Annotated in this window: 13 protein-coding genes, 1 pseudogene, 2 CRISPR repeat arrays and 1 other annotated feature (1 of these 17 running past the window's edge); of the genes and pseudogenes, 9 read left to right on the forward strand and 5 right to left on the reverse strand. The window is 48.5% G+C overall.

Translation table 11 applies throughout. The annotated features are described in order from the left end of the window. The first annotated feature begins 53 nt into the window (after positions 1 to 53). Positions 54 to 1,370, forward strand: coding sequence for an MFS transporter (locus VK70_RS02625; protein ID WP_046722763.1), 1,317 nt, complete (start codon positions 54 to 56; stop codon positions 1,368 to 1,370). Between the two features lie 110 nt (positions 1,371 to 1,480). After that, positions 1,481 to 1,624 (forward strand): annotated as a pseudogene (locus VK70_RS28795) (MATE family efflux transporter); the annotation flags it as partial. 206 nt (positions 1,625 to 1,830) lie between these two features. Here the strand turns inward: VK70_RS28795 and VK70_RS26240 are convergent. Then, positions 1,831 to 5,292 (reverse strand): cadherin-like beta sandwich domain-containing protein, encoded by a 3,462-nt coding sequence (locus VK70_RS26240; protein ID WP_025694358.1) that lies wholly within the window; start codon positions 5,290 to 5,292, stop codon positions 1,831 to 1,833. 149 nt (positions 5,293 to 5,441) lie between these two features. Further along, positions 5,442 to 5,695 (forward strand) — a binding site (T-box leader). A 41-nt stretch (positions 5,696 to 5,736) separates the two neighbouring features. Beyond that, entirely contained in the window at positions 5,737 to 6,618 is an 882-nt protein-coding gene (locus VK70_RS02635; protein ID WP_025694357.1) for an AraC family transcriptional regulator, read from the reverse strand. Between the two features lie 169 nt (positions 6,619 to 6,787). Between VK70_RS02635 and csaA the strand changes: the two genes are divergently transcribed. From csaA to VK70_RS28800, 3 genes are all read left to right on the forward strand, one after another. Beyond that, positions 6,788 to 7,120, forward strand: coding sequence for a chaperone CsaA (gene csaA, locus VK70_RS02640; protein WP_025694356.1), 333 nt, complete (start codon positions 6,788 to 6,790; stop codon positions 7,118 to 7,120). 111 nt (positions 7,121 to 7,231) lie between these two features. Then, positions 7,232 to 8,005: a sporulation protein gene (locus VK70_RS02645; protein ID WP_025694355.1), complete on the forward strand. Its 774-nt coding sequence runs from the start codon at positions 7,232 to 7,234 to the stop codon at positions 8,003 to 8,005. 193 nt (positions 8,006 to 8,198) lie between these two features. Then, positions 8,199 to 8,282 (forward strand): YjcZ family sporulation protein, encoded by an 84-nt coding sequence (locus VK70_RS28800; protein ID WP_233277819.1) that lies wholly within the window; start codon positions 8,199 to 8,201, stop codon positions 8,280 to 8,282. Between the two features lie 56 nt (positions 8,283 to 8,338). Here the strand turns inward: VK70_RS28800 and VK70_RS02650 are convergent, their stop codons facing one another. Then, positions 8,339 to 8,647, reverse strand: coding sequence for a hypothetical protein (locus VK70_RS02650; RefSeq protein WP_025694354.1), 309 nt, complete (start codon positions 8,645 to 8,647; stop codon positions 8,339 to 8,341). Positions 8,648 to 8,859: 212 nt separating this feature from the next. Here VK70_RS02650 and VK70_RS02655 point away from each other — a divergent pair, with 212 nt between their 5' ends. The 3 genes from VK70_RS02655 to VK70_RS02665 all read left to right on the forward strand — a co-directional run bounded on the left by VK70_RS02655 (position 8,860) and on the right by VK70_RS02665 (position 11,814). Further along, positions 8,860 to 10,137: a B12-binding domain-containing radical SAM protein gene (locus VK70_RS02655; protein ID WP_025694353.1), complete on the forward strand. Its 1,278-nt coding sequence runs from the start codon at positions 8,860 to 8,862 to the stop codon at positions 10,135 to 10,137. Between the two features lie 362 nt (positions 10,138 to 10,499). Then, entirely contained in the window at positions 10,500 to 11,081 is a 582-nt protein-coding gene (locus VK70_RS02660) for a sigma-70 family RNA polymerase sigma factor (protein ID WP_025694352.1), read from the forward strand. Next, the gene (locus VK70_RS02665) at positions 11,071 to 11,814 is read left to right on the forward strand and encodes a DUF3600 domain-containing protein (protein WP_025694351.1); all 744 of its coding nucleotides are present in this window, start codon (positions 11,071 to 11,073) and stop codon (positions 11,812 to 11,814) included. Before VK70_RS02660 ends, VK70_RS02665 begins: the two co-directional genes overlap by 11 nt. 209 nt (positions 11,815 to 12,023) lie before the next feature. Here VK70_RS02665 and VK70_RS02670 read toward each other — a convergent pair whose 3' ends face one another. Continuing rightward, positions 12,024 to 12,365, reverse strand: coding sequence for a cupin domain-containing protein (locus tag VK70_RS02670; protein WP_025694350.1), 342 nt, complete (start codon positions 12,363 to 12,365; stop codon positions 12,024 to 12,026). Positions 12,366 to 12,733: 368 nt separating this feature from the next. Continuing rightward, positions 12,734 to 13,038: a CRISPR direct-repeat array (repeat unit 32 nt). Positions 13,039 to 13,184: 146 nt separating this feature from the next. Then, positions 13,185 to 13,463: a hypothetical protein gene (locus tag VK70_RS02675; RefSeq protein WP_025694349.1), complete on the reverse strand. Its 279-nt coding sequence runs from the start codon at positions 13,461 to 13,463 to the stop codon at positions 13,185 to 13,187. A gap of 140 nt (positions 13,464 to 13,603) precedes the next feature. Between VK70_RS02675 and VK70_RS27695 the strand changes: the two genes are divergently transcribed. Beyond that, positions 13,604 to 13,777 (forward strand): hypothetical protein, encoded by a 174-nt coding sequence (locus VK70_RS27695; protein ID WP_036638762.1) that lies wholly within the window; start codon positions 13,604 to 13,606, stop codon positions 13,775 to 13,777. Between the two features lie 529 nt (positions 13,778 to 14,306). After that, a CRISPR array of direct repeats spans positions 14,307 to 15,235; the repeat unit is 32 nt; unit sequence GTCGCTCTCCATGCGAGAGCGTGGATTGAAAT; it runs 443 nt beyond the window's last position.

Raw genomic sequence — 15,235 nt, forward strand, 5'->3', positions numbered from 1 at the left:
ACTCGGCGTAAAGAAAGGCGGGTACAGCCGGATGGAGGAATACTAGAGTGCGAATGGAAGCCCCTTTGACTAAACGAGAGACGCGCGCGGACCGCGGCCTCTTCGGCAACAAAATCTATATGCGCGTATATGCCGCTTACGCCGCGGCGGAATTTGGCGACTGGTTCGATATGCTGGCGATCCAGGTGCTGGTCGGCTACCGCTGGCAGGCCGGGCCGCTGATGCTGGCGCTGATTCCCGTCAGCCTGGCGCTGCCGGGCATTGTGCTTGGCTCCGCAGCGGGAGTAGCCGCCGACCGGCTGAACAAGCTGAAGCTGATGCGCTTATGCAACCTGCTGACCGCAGTACTGACCGCAGCGGTGCTGCTCGCTCCCGGCATGCTGTGGCTGCTGCCGCTGCTTGCGCTGCGGTCGGCCGTGTCTGCGCTGAATGTGCCGGCCCAGCAGTCACTCACCCGGAGCATTGTCCGGGAGGACCAGCTGCTCCAAGCCGCGTCCCTTAACGGCTTCGTCACGCAGGGCTCCAAAATCGCCGGTCCGCTGCTGGGCGGACTGGCGCTGGCCGCTCTTTCGCCCGCCTGGTGCATTGCGCTGAATGCCTGCATGCGGCTGCTTTCGTATGTGCTGCTGCTGTCCATAAAGAACGCTGATACCAGTGGGAGCACAGGCGCGGATTCGGATGTACGAAAAAAAGCAGGGGACCAAGCTGCCGACGGGGACTCGCTTTCGGCGCGGACAATGTGGAAGGAAGGCTGGAGCTTTATTTTCCGCAGCAGGCTGCTGCGGAATACGATGCTGTTTGGCCTGATGGGCGCCCTGTCGATCCAGATGGTTGATTTCCAGTTCGCCAGTTTATTCCGTACCCTTGCCCCGGATAGGGAATATTTGCTCGGCTGGCTGGTGTCGGCGGCGGGGGCGGGAGCGGTGCTGACGATCGCCGCCATGAATAAGGTGGGGCGCGGCGCAGGCTACGGCTTAAGACTGGGCGGAGGCTATGCGCTGATCGGCGCGGCCATCGGAGGGCTGGGCCTGCTGCCGCCTGGCGTTTCTCTCCTTCCCGTGCTGCTGCTGGGTCTGCTTATGGGCGCCGGAAACGGGATGTTCATGATCACCTTTAATTATTGTCTGCAAAAGGAAACGCCGCCCCATATGACAGGCCGGGTGTTCGGCATCCAGAGCATGGTGCTGAACGCCGCGATGATTGCCGCCCCGCTGCTGGGCGGCACGATGGTCGATCTGGCGGGTCCGCGGCGGATCTTTGCCAGCTTCGGCCTTGTAATCGCTATGATTGGTGCGGCAGGAATACTTCTTAGGCGCTTGCTGTGGCCGGAGGGGAAGGAAGGCCGGGAAGGGGGACATAAGTTTCAATGACGACTCGGGGAACCATTAAAAATAAATCGGGAACCTCTTGGGGAATAGTCCAATCTAGTCCCTGGGTATTACATACACTTAAAGGGTCAGATGCAGCATGCGATTGAGCATATGGAGATGTATCGATAGCCGCATATGGCATCACATCACGATTCCAGCAATTTCCGGAATTTGTCATCATGGGTTTGTGTGAAGGGGTCGTTCCGCTCATCGCCTTTTGTTTCACAGCAGACAAAAAAAGGATGAAGTCAGTATAAAAGTTCGTCGTAATTCTTGTTTCTTCGTTGGCTTCGGTTTTCGGCTTGATTGTTTTTGCAGCAGGTATTGATCCCCACTCTTTATGCGGCAAATGGATATTGGAAGTTCGAAGGAGTAAAATCAAATAAAAAAGGGAGCCGGACGCATCCGATTCCCTTAGGTTTAGAGAGGATATAAATTAGCTGCAAAAGAACGCCTTATCCTAAATGAGCTCGGACTTCTGAAGGAACCTCTGAATAATAACTGCAACTTCCGCTCTCGTAATGGGTGCTTTTGGAGCAAGCTCCATCTTATTTCTGCCCGAAACAATTCCCGATTGCAGACAGTCGGCAATACTCTCCTTGGCCCAATTGGAAGCATTCGCTGCGTCTTTAAATGGAGCAAGCGCTGCATTTGTCTCCTGGGCCGGGAGCTTGGTTTTCAAACCGGTCAGCGTCATTGCTTTTGATATCATCACAATTGCCTGTTCCCGTGTGACTTTGTCCGTTGGATGAAAGCTGCCATCTTCAAAGCCGCTGATGAATTGGTGGGCGTACGCAGTTTGAATGGCATCGCTATACCAATCGGAAGCTTTTACATCCGGGAATGCGGTTCCTCCATGCACTAACTTCACTCCTAGTCCTCGAACAAGAATGGCCGCAAACTCTGCGCGAGTAATGTCTTGATCGGGGGCATACCTTCCATTGTCGAACCCGTTAATGATCATGCGCGAGCCCAAATCATTTACTGCAGATTTCGCCCAATGGCTGGCGGTATCTTGAAATTCGACCGGATGTGAAATGATAGCGTACGTGCTATTCGACAAGCTCTTGATTGTCGCATAATACTTCCCATCCATAACGGTAAGCTGGGTTGGTACAGGGTGAACTAATCCGCCCGGTTCGACGACAATACCGGTTGTGGACTGGCTGGCGTCAACGCTACCGGGAATCGCTATTGTGCGTTCTACATATGCATTGAACCGGGACACTTCCAAGCTGCTGCTGTGATATGCCGCACGTACTGTAAAGTTAAGCGGAGGAGCGAGAAGCTTGAAATTGCCTTTGAATGCCGCATTTTCGATCGTTTGCAGCATGTCTGCCGCAGGAGCCGCAATTTCAATTTGAACGATCACATCCTGTAGTAGCGCCGATTGCTCCAGCTGATGGGAGATGGATTCTATATGGATTTGCCGGGCAGGCAGCGTATAGCTGGCCTGATCGGTTTGGATTTTCACCACCGCCTGATTTTGCTCCAGAGTTTTGATCATCTGGCCGTTGAACTCACCGATGACGACATCCGATCCCGGACTGAATGGAATTGTAATTACTGTACCCGGACTTGCCGCTGCAAAAAACTCCATAAATTTAGCGGGGTTTAGTGAAATCGTGGTGACCGATTGATTATTAACCCGGGTTGTTGTTGCTAATCCCCAATTTTCGGCTTTTCCATTGACCAGGATATTCATAACGGTTCCAGCATTCCCCGTTGTAACGGGATTTGTCGGTGTACCGTCCCCATCTCCGGCATTTGATGATGGTCTTGGAATAATCTCATTGGAAACGGCTGATCCGGCGCTTTTCCCTGCGCTGTTGACCGCTTTTACCGTAAACGTATAAGCAGTGCCGTTCGATAAGCCCGTAACGGTAATTGGACTGCTGGTTCCTTCCGCAATGATATTACCCGGCAAAGCTGTAACTTCGTATCCGATGATCGGGCTTCCGCCATTATCCGATGGAGCCGTAAAAGAAACGGTGGCCTGGCCATTTCCCGCAACCGCGTTTACATCTGTTGGAGCGGCCGGAACGGTTCTCGGCGTTGCGCTCAATTCATTGGAAACCGCACTGTCCCCTCCCGGGTTAGTCGCTTTAACGACAAAGTAGCTCGTAGTACCATTGGTTAAGCCTGTTGCATCAAAATCGTAAGTAGACCCGGTAACGGTAGCGACTTCGGGACCATAAGTGCCGGATGTTAAGCTTTGGTAGATTTTGTATCCCGTAGAGCCATCTACAGGACTCCAGGCAAGTTGTACATGTCCGTCACCGGCAACAGCGGAGTTCAGGATCGGCGGGGTTGTGTCGTTCACAAACAGGGTATACAGAGCGTTCGATCCCTTATTCATCACAAAAGCAATTACATGATGGCCTGTTTCTAATGCAGCCAAGTATTCCTTATGAATGGTTATTGTATTTGCGGATAATGTGTAGCTGGAAGCTTCCAGAATCGTGTCGTCAAGCTTTATGCTTGACAGTGTATTACCGTTCAAGGTAAGGGTTGTCACGATATCTTGATAGTGCCCCTCCACAGGATTGGACGAATATTTGTCAAAAATGCCCGATGCCGGGTAGATCGCACTATCCTGCAGCCTTGTAACCGAAATCGTATACCGCTTGAAGTAGCCCGAATCTTCCGCTATCACTTCTAGAGTGATGAGATTACTGCCTGGAGTCAGCGGCACATCTATTCCGTGTCCATTCGTCACCGGTGTGTAGCCGCCGCCATTCACGTTTACACGAACTGAAGCGCCTGCCGGATCGGCCAGCACCGGCGACACCGTCAACGTATCCGTCGTGCTGCCCGCGTCTTCCAGCGAATAGTCCAATCTTTCACTGGAGAACGCCTCATTAAGGCTTCCCGGCGATACGAGCAGCTCGCTTAACGCGGCATTATTATTTTTTCGCTTCACTGTGATCGTGTATACATTGCTTGTTATCCCGTCCTGGGCGGTTACTTGGATTTCAATGGTATTGCTTCCGACGTTCAGCGCCAGCGATCCGCTGGCTGAGCCGCTGTTAACCGTCATGTAGCTGCCTCCATTAACCCGAACCTTTACCGTTGACGCCGGATCGGCTGCCGTTGGAATTACCGTCAATGAATCGGCAGCATAAGCGGCACTTGCCAATGTATAGGCAGTCGTACCTGTTGCAAAAGCCGGACTTAACAGGTTTCCGGGAACGGTTAGATCACTCAAGCCGGTGTTCGTGCTGGGTGCGGCTCGTGTCACCGTTATCGTATACGTCTTGTTCGCCGTTTGATCATAGGATGCGGTCGCGATTACTATCGTATTGCTTCCGACATTTAAAGGAATCGCACCGGATGCAGCGCCATTGGTTGCCGCTGTTCCATTGATTGTCAAAGAGGCAGCGGGATCATCCAGCACCCCGGTGAACGTAATGCTGCTCGTTGTATAAGGTACGTGTGCTGTGTAATTCATTACCGAGGATTGAAAACCCGGGCTTAACGCTGCTTCATCTGAATGTAAATCAATCAAATCCGCGTCATTGGTCGATGGATAATAAACATGAATTGTATACGTTTTGGTTGCCGTTAAATCCGCCGAAGTTACCTTGATTTGAAACGTGTTATCTCCCCGATTTGTCGGAAGATACCCGGTTGATGTATAGGAAGGGATTGCAGTCCAAAAACCTCCATTCATCGAATACTCCATTGCCGCTCCGGAATTTGCAGGAATTGCCGCCGTGTAATAACCGATTGCAGAGCTGTGCATTCTTACCCAATATTCCGTCACTGATGGAGAAAAGGCAGGGGATAATGAGCCGGTCCCTTGATAAATAGACACCAGATCGGCATCCGCATCGCTTATTTGAGCTCGTACATACCAAGGAAGAGCTGTAATAAGGATCAAAACCGTAAAGCTGATGAAAAAATACCTTGCAAGTCTCACGAAACGCCTCTCCTTTCTTGTCTAACTATTATGTAAGAATAATTCTTAATATATCATATCGGTTATTTTATGTAAGTAAGTTAGTTTCATACGGACGTAAAGAATATGGGTTTACACAAATGGTAATAATTGATATCCTATCGATAAATGAAAACGCGATGATGAGAAGAGTAAGGAAATCACGTTCTTGCACAGAGAGCTCCGGCAGCTGAAAAGGAGCAAAGAGCGATTTCCCGAACCAAGCCTCTGAGCAGCATGCCGGAACCCTCAAGGGGATAGCGTGACGGGAGCTCCCGTTATTGAGCTAGAGTATAAGCATTGACTGCAATGCCGTACTTAAAGAGGTTAATATGGCGACATATTAATGAACCTGGGGTGGCACCGCGACAACTTCGTCCCCAAGACATGAAGTCTTGGAGGTGAAGTTTTTTTTGTACTGGTTGATCACTTTCTAAATTTCCGGAAATCTTTAGGTGTTCTTTCATGATATTTTTTAAAAGACTGAATAAAGTGATTTACATGATTGAAACCCACTCTGTGGGCTATTTCGGTTATTGTATAATCTGTTGAGATTAATAACTCGCTGCTTTTCTTGATACGGTACTTAATTAAGTAGTCGTAAGGTGTCATATGAATGGTTCTCTTAAAACTCCGAGTACATTCCGAAACACTTAGATGCGCTACATCAGCAATCTCTTGCAGTGTTATATTATTTGAGTAGTTCTGATGGATGAAGCTGAGCATTAATTGAAGTCTTTCTTGTTGCAGTTTTAAGTATTTAGGTGCTTCCTCAGAAGAGAGCGAAATGTTAGAAATTAAGGTAAACCATAATTGTACAGTTTTAATCGAAACCTCATATTCCCACCCCCAGTTTTTTTTCATATCAAATTTCTTTTTCATATCCCAAAGCATTTCCAGTACTTGACTTTCCCATTCAACATCTCCCTTGATTACTAGTGACACTAAGGAAGAGTTTGTATAAGGTAGTACATAATTTTTTTCCATGGCACTATCTGCATAGAAGGCCAGCAGCTTCTCAGGAAAATTAAAACTGACATACTGAGCGTTATGTGTCAGGTTCGTAGTAACATGAAGGACGCCCTCATTAATTAAAATTGCCTGTCCTGTTTCTAATTCATGATCAATCCCATTAACTTGTATAACTAGTTTTCCTTTAGTAACCAAAGTGATTTGTAGTTCTTCATGCCAATGTAAATCGTTAAATCCTCTACCTTCAGGAATACTTCCATGAATAGTATGGGTGTACATGATATATGGAAATGAAACATCGGGATATAAAATGGTCTCGTGCAACTGTTTTTTCATCTTAGCGAAGTCCTTTCTGATGACGATATTTCTATATAAATTAAAGATATAATTACACAAATAAAATGAAGGTGGTGATATTATCATATCAAATCTTCGGCTTATCATTATAATCCTGTGCACAGACTTTTGGTTACAATCCTTAAACTATTCAGAGGTGAGTGTTTAAATGGCAACGTTTGATGATTTTTTGAAATTAGATATTCGTGTTGGAACAATAATCAAAGCTGAGTTTTTCGCAAAAGCAAAAGTACCTGCTATCAAACTTGAGATTGATTTTGGACAAGAAATCGGAATAAAAACGTCAAGTGCACAAATTACCAAAAGATATACGGCTGAAGATATTATAGGGCAACAAATAATAGGGGTAGTCAATTTTCCTCCGCGTCGTATAGCCGGGTTTAATTCAGAGGTATTAGTTCTTGGAGGAATACCCGAAAAGGGGGATGTAGTTCTATTAAAACCTGATTTTAAACTACCTGATGGAACACCGATTGGGTGATTTGGCGAAAGGGGCGAGTTCAAGAAATATGAAACGAATCAACCGGAAGCAGCGTAATGCATAGCATGAACGTACTACAAGGATTCAATATTGCGGAGGTGGAACCGGTACATGTCTATGTTCAAAAAGGTATTGGCAAGCGTCGGCATCGGGTCGGCTAAAGTGGACACTCGGCTGGAGGAGGCGCGGGTAGTGGCTGGCGGTACGCTGCGCGGAGTGGTATCCATTCGCGGGGGCCAGGTGGAGCAGCAAATTGACAAGATTTATATTTATGTGAAGACTCAGTATGATAAAGAGGAAAATGATCGAAAGATAACGCACGAAACCGAAATCGCACGCATTCTCATTACCGAGGGATTTTTGCTGCAGGCCGGGGAGGTTCGGGAAATTCCGTTTGAAATTACCGTTCCTGAGCGTACGCCTGTATCGTACCGCCATACACCGGTATGGCTGATGACCGGGCTGGATATCAAGATGGCGCTTGACCCAAGCGACCATGATTATCTCGAGGTGCTGCCGAGCGATAACATGCAGGTGGTATTCGGAGCGCTGGATGAGCTGGGCTTCAGGCTGCGTGAAGTGAGCAATGAGTATGCTCCCCGTCTTGGCGCCGGCTTGCCTTTTGTACAGGAGTTCGAGTATGTGCCGACCCGCGAGTTTCGCGGTGCGCTGGATGAGCTTGAAGTGATGTTCTTCCCACGGGGCGACAATTTGGAGCTGTACATCCAGATTGACCGCAGAGCTCGAGGACTTGGCGGTTTCTTGTCGGAAGCCATGGGTACGGACGAAAGCTTTATCCGCGTGACCTTTACCGGAAATGATCTCCGCCGTGGTGTACATGAGGTATCCAACCAGTTGTATGAACTAATCTCCCGATACAGCTAAAATTGAAAGTAGAGCAAGTTCGCTCTCCTTATGAAGAGCACCCCTTAGAATAGTAATCGGATAACCTCCCAGGTTAATTCGATAAATCTAGGGGGTGTTTTTTTTATGCCTGGCAGAAGGACAATAGGCAAAAGCACTTGCACTTATATAGATAGGGCATATATTAGTGTAGAAAATTGAAGGAGGGATAGCGATGGGTGGTTATGCAGGGTTCTCCTCGACTACTACTGTCTTAGTGCTTTTCATTCTGCTGGTGATTATTCTGAAGACATTCTAAGATGACGTCCTTAAAAAGAAAGAGCCTACTTCACCGTATAGGCTCTTTCTCAAATGTTATGTGTACAATAAAGTGATGACAAGCAGCTCGTAAAGAACAAGGGTTAGAATCATTTCATCATACGGATTATAGAAAGCACGATTTCCCCCATGCCTTGGAACTGCCAAATGCAAGAAGCCCCTCTCGCAATTCACGATTCTCCCCGTGACCACCTGACCGTCGATTGTTTCAATCCTGACATATTGATTCGTATGTTGTCTGCATATATTGTGCAAATGGCTCCTGATGGATTTTAAGTTCTGAATGGACTGGCTGTCTGCTTGATACAGCACTTGTTGTTGAGGTACACCCATTTGAATGCTCATGGTTATTCACCACCTCTCTATGGAACTAATACATAATATGCCTATTGCAGCTGCGCGGTTCGTTCCTTTGGGAATGTCAGGATCAAGGTTCAAGCGTAGTTGGGTTTGGCTGCGGCTTGCTGAGCTTATGCCTCATGAGGCATAAGCTCAGCATTGTTGGGCTATTTTTCCATGCTATAATTATGCAAATGGACTTATCTGGAAGGTGACGCATGAGAAAAAAGATTCTGCTGATTCAGCCGGAGAACGAGAAAATCAACCGGTTCAGAAGGAAGCAGTTTAACAACTTCGTTCAGATCACGATGCCGTATTTGGCGGGATTCATTGATGAGAGCAAGTATCAGATCACGCTTATAGATGAATATCGGCAAAAAATCCCCTTCCGCCGCACGTTTGATCTGGTAGCCATTACCGTGAACACGCCGAACGCCTACCACTGCTACCAAATCGCGGAGAAGTTCCGGGCACAAGGGGCCAAGGTGGTCATGGGCGGACCGCATGTCACGCTGCTGCCGGAGGAGGCTTCCGGGCACTGCGACAGTATCCTGATCGGTGAAGCGGAGGAGACCTGGCCGGAATTTCTGGACGATTTTCATAAAGGAAAGGAACGGGCCGTGTATCGGTCGGAGGGCATACCTGATCTGAAGAATCTCCCTTTGCCGAGATGGGATCTTTTAAAAAGAAACCGGCTGATGAAGGGCGCCGTGTTCGCGACACGGGGGTGCCCTTACCGCTGCGCTTACTGCAATTTGAAGCAAATTTACCACGACCGCTTTCGCGTCCGTCCAATCCCGGAAGTGATCCGCGAAATCTCGCTGATGAAATCGAGGTTTTTCGTGTTCTGGGATGATAATTTTTTTGCGGATAAGGCACATGCCACTGAGTTGATGGAGAACCTGAAGCCTTTGGGCAAAAAGTGGGCGGCACAGGTGACCCTCGCCGATTGCAATGACGATGAACTGCTAGAGCGGGCGAGGGAAGCGGGCTGTCTGTATCTGTTCGTTGGGCTGGAGTCCTTTTCGCCATCGGCGCTGCGGGGCGTCAACAAAGGGATCAACCGGGTCGATTCGTACCGTGAAATCATCGGGAAGCTGCATGGGCACAAGATCATGATCCAGGCCGGCATTGTATTCGGCTTTGACGAGGATACTCCGGCAACCTTCCGGGATACGCTTGCAGCCTGCGAGGAGCTGGGAATCGACGGGGTTACCGTCAGCCTGCTTACGCCGCTGCCCCGGACACCCGTATACGCTGGAATGAAGCAGGAGCAGCGGCTGCTGAGCGGAGACTGGAGTCTGTACAACGGCAAGACGGACGTCGTGTTTGGACCCCGGAATATGACTTCGGAGCAGCTATTCGAGGGTTATCTCGATTTCCGCCGCCGTTTCTATTCGCTGCCATCCTTTATCAGACGGATGCGGGTTTCCAGGACGCATCTCTTCTACAATTTTATCATCAATCTGGGATACCGATTGGCCCTCAAGCGTTAAGCGGGAAGTCCGCTAGCTGAGGGCTTTTTTCTGCCGCAGATATATTATGGCGTTACGCCTGTACGGCGCGAACCCGCTTGGTTTGAGGACATTCGAGAGAGCCAAGCGGGAAAAATCGGAGCTTATCGGAGCCAAAAGCCAGTTACCGCGCGAATAAAAGGGATTTTCTCCCTCTTAATAAAGGGGAATTCCCGAAATAGGTCCTTTTCTCAGAAATAAGATGGAGCTTTTCCCGTTGGTTTCGATTAATACGTCCATGGAGGAAGAATAAACGGGAGATTTTCCAGGTTAACTCCTAAAAAAGCGAACGAAATATCCGGTACTCTCCAATAAAGAGTGTAAGACCGAAGGGGGAATGGCGGATGAATCATCCAAAACAAGATTCGGAGCTCGCAGCGCTTGTGCTTGCCGGCAGCCGTGAAGCGTATAGCGAGCTATATGAAAAAACAATAACCGAGGTGTATCGAACCGTCCGTTTCCTCATTGGGGAGTCATCCGATACGGATGATGTCGTCCAGGAGATTTACATTCAAGCGTACCGGTCTCTTGGGCAGTATGATGCGGCCCGGCCTTTTCGTCCGTGGCTGATGGGGGTGGTTATGCGGCAAATCCGTTCTTACCGGAGAAAGAGTTGGAATCATATCCGCCTGATTAAAAAAGCGCAGCAGAGTATCGCCCTGGCTTACGATTTTTCGGGGGAAGTGGTAGATAAAATATCGAACCGTCCCCTGATTGCAAGCGTGGAACGCCTTCCATTCAAGCTGAAGCAGGTCGTGATTCTGCACTATTTGAACGAGTACTCCCAGGAGGAAATTGCGGATGCGCTGGACATCCCTCTCGGAACGGTAAAATCCCGTATTCACGCCGCTTTAAAGAAGCTGCGCAGCAAGCGGAGCAGCGAGATTTTGCTTAGGGGAAAGGTGGAGGATTTGCATGAAGCTTGAGCAAGAGCTGCGAGAGGCATTGCGGGAAGAAAGCAGGGCCTGGACGGCTCCGCTGGAACTGAAGGACAGAATATTAAATCACAAATCACTGAACCCGGAGGGAAGAAGAATGAAAAAATGGATTGCGGCAGGCATTCTGGCCGCCGTGCTGCTCGTTCCTACGGGAGCGTATGCCGGGTACCATTATCTGGCGGACTCCGTATACGGCTCGCAGGAGCGGATAGAGCCATTCGGCGGCACCCAGCAGTATGATTATCTGGAGGAGAAGCTGCAAGCGGCAAAGCAGAGCTTTGAACCGCAGGAGTTCGCGAAGCTGATGGGCATGCTTAAAAAATTGGGCGATTATAACCTCAAAATAGCCGATGACACAGGAGTGTTGCATCCCGAGCGGCTAAGCCCCGCAGATCAGGAAACCTATAAGAAGCTGAACGCGGAGCTAGAGCCTTATTTTGAGAAGCTGAATGAGCGGGTAACTGCTAAGGAAGCTGTCCGGCAAGTGGACAACGTGTGGAAAGACGTGCTGGCCCGCGGGGAGCAAAACCTCAGCAGTCAGGATTTTGCCAAAGTGAAAGGAGTTATCAGCGGGATTCAAAAGCTGCAAGCTCAAGCGGCCCGGCCGGACGGCACTGATCGTGCGTTTACGAAAGAGGAGAAGGAGCAATTGAAGGAACTGGTTCGGCAGTTGGAACCCTACCAAGATCAGCTGGGGATTATGCTGAAGCCTGTGAAGTGATTTTGAGCGAATAATCGGTCTGGCAATGGGCGTCTTTAAAGCACGGATCTCAACCGATCTCATTGCCAGTTCCGGCCCTTTCAAGGGCTGTCCCGTAAGTCATGAACATGACCGGGGACAGTCCATTCGCTGTTCCGCATAAGGAGGGCTTTTATCAGGCAAAAGGTCGGGTGCCATGTATACTACCTGCAAGCTGCCGGCCCGGATGCTCAGATATTCTGTGCGTATTGCTCGCCCGGGGTGTTGATCAACGTTACATATAGACTCGAATTGGAGCCTTCGCCGCTTCGGTAAGAGAAATCTTCATCACCCGATATCTGAACCACATCGCCTTGCGATACGGAGATTTCTCGTCCATCGGAGGTTACTATTCCGCTGCCTTCAAGAAAGAGAATGTACACGCTGGCTCCGGGATGCTTATGAACGGGCAATTGCTGCCCCGGTCCAAAGTTCAAGACAAAAACTGTATGCTTGTCTTCTTTAAAGACAATGCGCTTGGTGAATCGGTCCGTTTGATATTCTTGAAATTGAACTAGCTCTTTCTTTTCCATTTGAAAATCACTCTCCTTGTTTTGAATTAATCAGGCCCTACAGCCGGATTTCGTATTCGCAGAACTAATTAGATTGTATAAGAATCAGACAGATGGCTAGTGATTTCAATCACATTATTTTCAATCGAATCGTGAAAGGCTTGTCTTGTTGCTGCTTTTTCCTGCTTATGATCACCCGTTCCAAGTGGCTGAGCCTTCTCAGGTGCGAACCCCAAGCGCACATAAAAACCCTGGGAGGTTCGCACCTCTTGCGGGGCAAGGGTTTTCGCGTTATTTTATAGAAGGAGCCCCCCTTTAAACGGTCATTTTAAGGGGTTCGCACTAAAGCGTTTGCATTCCCTTGCGCAGCAAGGGGTTACACTGATGCTGTCGCTCCCCGTGCGGGAGCGTGGATTGAAATTTTTGGAGTGGTATTCGTACAAAATATTTGCCGTACGTCGCTCCCCGTGCGGGAGCGTGGATTGAAATATGTAAAGATCCGACATTATTTAGCCTCCTTTGCTGTCGCTCCCCGTGCGGGAGCGTGGATTGAAATTTGGATCAGTATAGCCGGACCGCCGGAGCGATTGGTAGTCGCTCCCCGTGCGGGAGCGTGGATTGAAATAACGATGTAATCATCTAAGTGTTCGGGGGCATCAATGTCGCTCCCCGTGCGGGAGCGTAGATTGAAAATTCGCTTGGCAGCTTACGGGTGGATACCGAATGTGGTCGCCTCGCCTGGTGGAGTATGAATTGAAAATGGCATTTGAACTATCACTAAGCGAAATGAAGGGGATCTTAATCAGAAAGAGGGACAAATGACTTTGAAAGCCAATAACACTATCTATCGGTTAGAAACCTGTTAAGGCTGATGCCGTCTTTTAGACCTTGCTTATACATCAATGTTTCTGCAATTCCTTGAAGTAGGGCAGTGCTCGTATCATAATTTTGCAGCATTTCTTTGTATTCTTGGGGAAGATCGGTCATTAGAGTTAAGAACAACTGATTGCATTCTTCAATCAATTGCCTGTATTCATTACAGTTAGACAAAATCGAGTTAGCTATATACTCCATACGAGCGGAAAGAAACTGGTTAAAAGCTTGCTCCATGTATGCCATGAATGTCCTCCGACAAAATAATATCAAGGGTTGTATAAAATAAATTATATAGTGACATCACTTAGATGTCAACATGAATGTATGAGCGGAAATTTCATAATGATACAATAATGACATCACTTTTGGGGAGTATTAAACATATGGCAACTGATAAAAGAGTGTTTACGTTACGGCTAAAGGAAGAGAATTTCGATAAAATTAAGTACATCGCAGACAAGAACAAGAGGTCTATTGCCATGCAGATTGAATATCTAATTGAACAACATATCGAACATTTTGAAAAGGAAAAAGGAATCATAAAAACGGACGAATGATGGTTTTCAATGTTTGCAGACGGAATTCACTCTGCTTCCAGTAGACCCTAAATATAGCCGCGACAAAGTAAAAGTCTTTCCACAAGAAAACAAACGATACGGTTAGAGTATAAAACTTACACTTAAATAGAGAAGAGTATTCCTTCCTAAGCAATATTAATCCTCCGCATTTCGTGCTTGCCCATTATTTTTTATATTTAAAGATGACACTGACCCGTTCACAACAGAACTGGTCAACTTGACAAAGTTCGATTTCTTCAATCTTTCCAAAATTAGAAAAAATCGGTACCGAAGGCTCCGATTGAGAAGATAAAGTAAAATACTAGAACCGAGGTTAGGTTCAAAATGATTCGACTCCCCGGTGCGAACCCCAAGCGCACATAAAAATCCCGGGAGATTCGCACCTCTTGCGGGACAAGGGTTTTCGCGTTATTTTATAGAAGGAGCCCCGTTTTAAACAACCATTTTCAAGGGGTTCGCACTAAAGCGTTTGCAATTCCTTGCGTAGCAAGTGGTCGCAGCGGCTGCTGTCGCTCTCCATGCGAGAGCGTGGATTGAAATCTCCCACAGAACCGGAGCCGGAGCGTAAAGGGAGTCGCTCTCCATGCGAGAGCGTGGATTGAAATCTTGGGCGTCGTCGATGCTTCGCCACTCTCGTACCGGTCGCTCTCCATGCGAGAGCGTGGATTGAAATTTCACGGTTGAAGGCGATACTTCAAACTGTCTTGCCGTCGCTCTCCATGCGAGAGCGTGGATTGAAATGGGTTAGCGGTTGGCGGATCGGAGTTTACGGATGGTCGCTCTCCATGCGAGAGCGTGGATTGAAATATCTTTGCCAAGTTATTTATCAGATCGCGAACAGCGTCGCTCTCCATGCGAGAGCGTGGATTGAAATTTGGAGCCAGTACACACCAGCCTCTGCTGCTCCTTGTCGCTCTCCATGCGAGAGCGTGGATTGAAATAACTGCACCGTTCCCGGCGATCCCGCCACAGCCACGTCGCTCTCCATGCGAGAGCGTGGATTGAAATCGTTAATACTCCGCCCGTATCACGCAAGTTGTACGTCGCTCTCCATGCGAGAGCGTGGATTGAAATACTGGTGAAGCCCTACGGTCTTGGTCTTTATAAGTCGCTCTCCATGCGAGAGCGTGGATTGAAATCATGTTACTTCTGTGCTTTGCTCTGACTCATCCCACGGTCGCTCTCCATGCGAGAGCGTGGATTGAAATTGTCCAAGTGGATGCTTGTCGATCCTCGGCCTTGTCGTCGCTCTCCATGCGAGAGCGTGGATTGAAATGAGACAACGAGAACGCTGATAAGCCATACTCAGAGTCGCTCTCCATGCGAGAGCGTGGATTGAAATCATCTAAACCAAGAAGAAACATTATCGTGGCAACGTCGCTCTCCATGCGAGAGCGTGGATTGAAATAACCGAATGAACCAGCCAACGAGAAGTCC

The sequence above is a fragment of the Paenibacillus durus ATCC 35681 genome, assembly GCF_000993825.1.
GTDB classification, from domain to species: Bacteria; Bacillota; Bacilli; order Paenibacillales; family Paenibacillaceae; genus Paenibacillus_AQ; species Paenibacillus_AQ durus_B.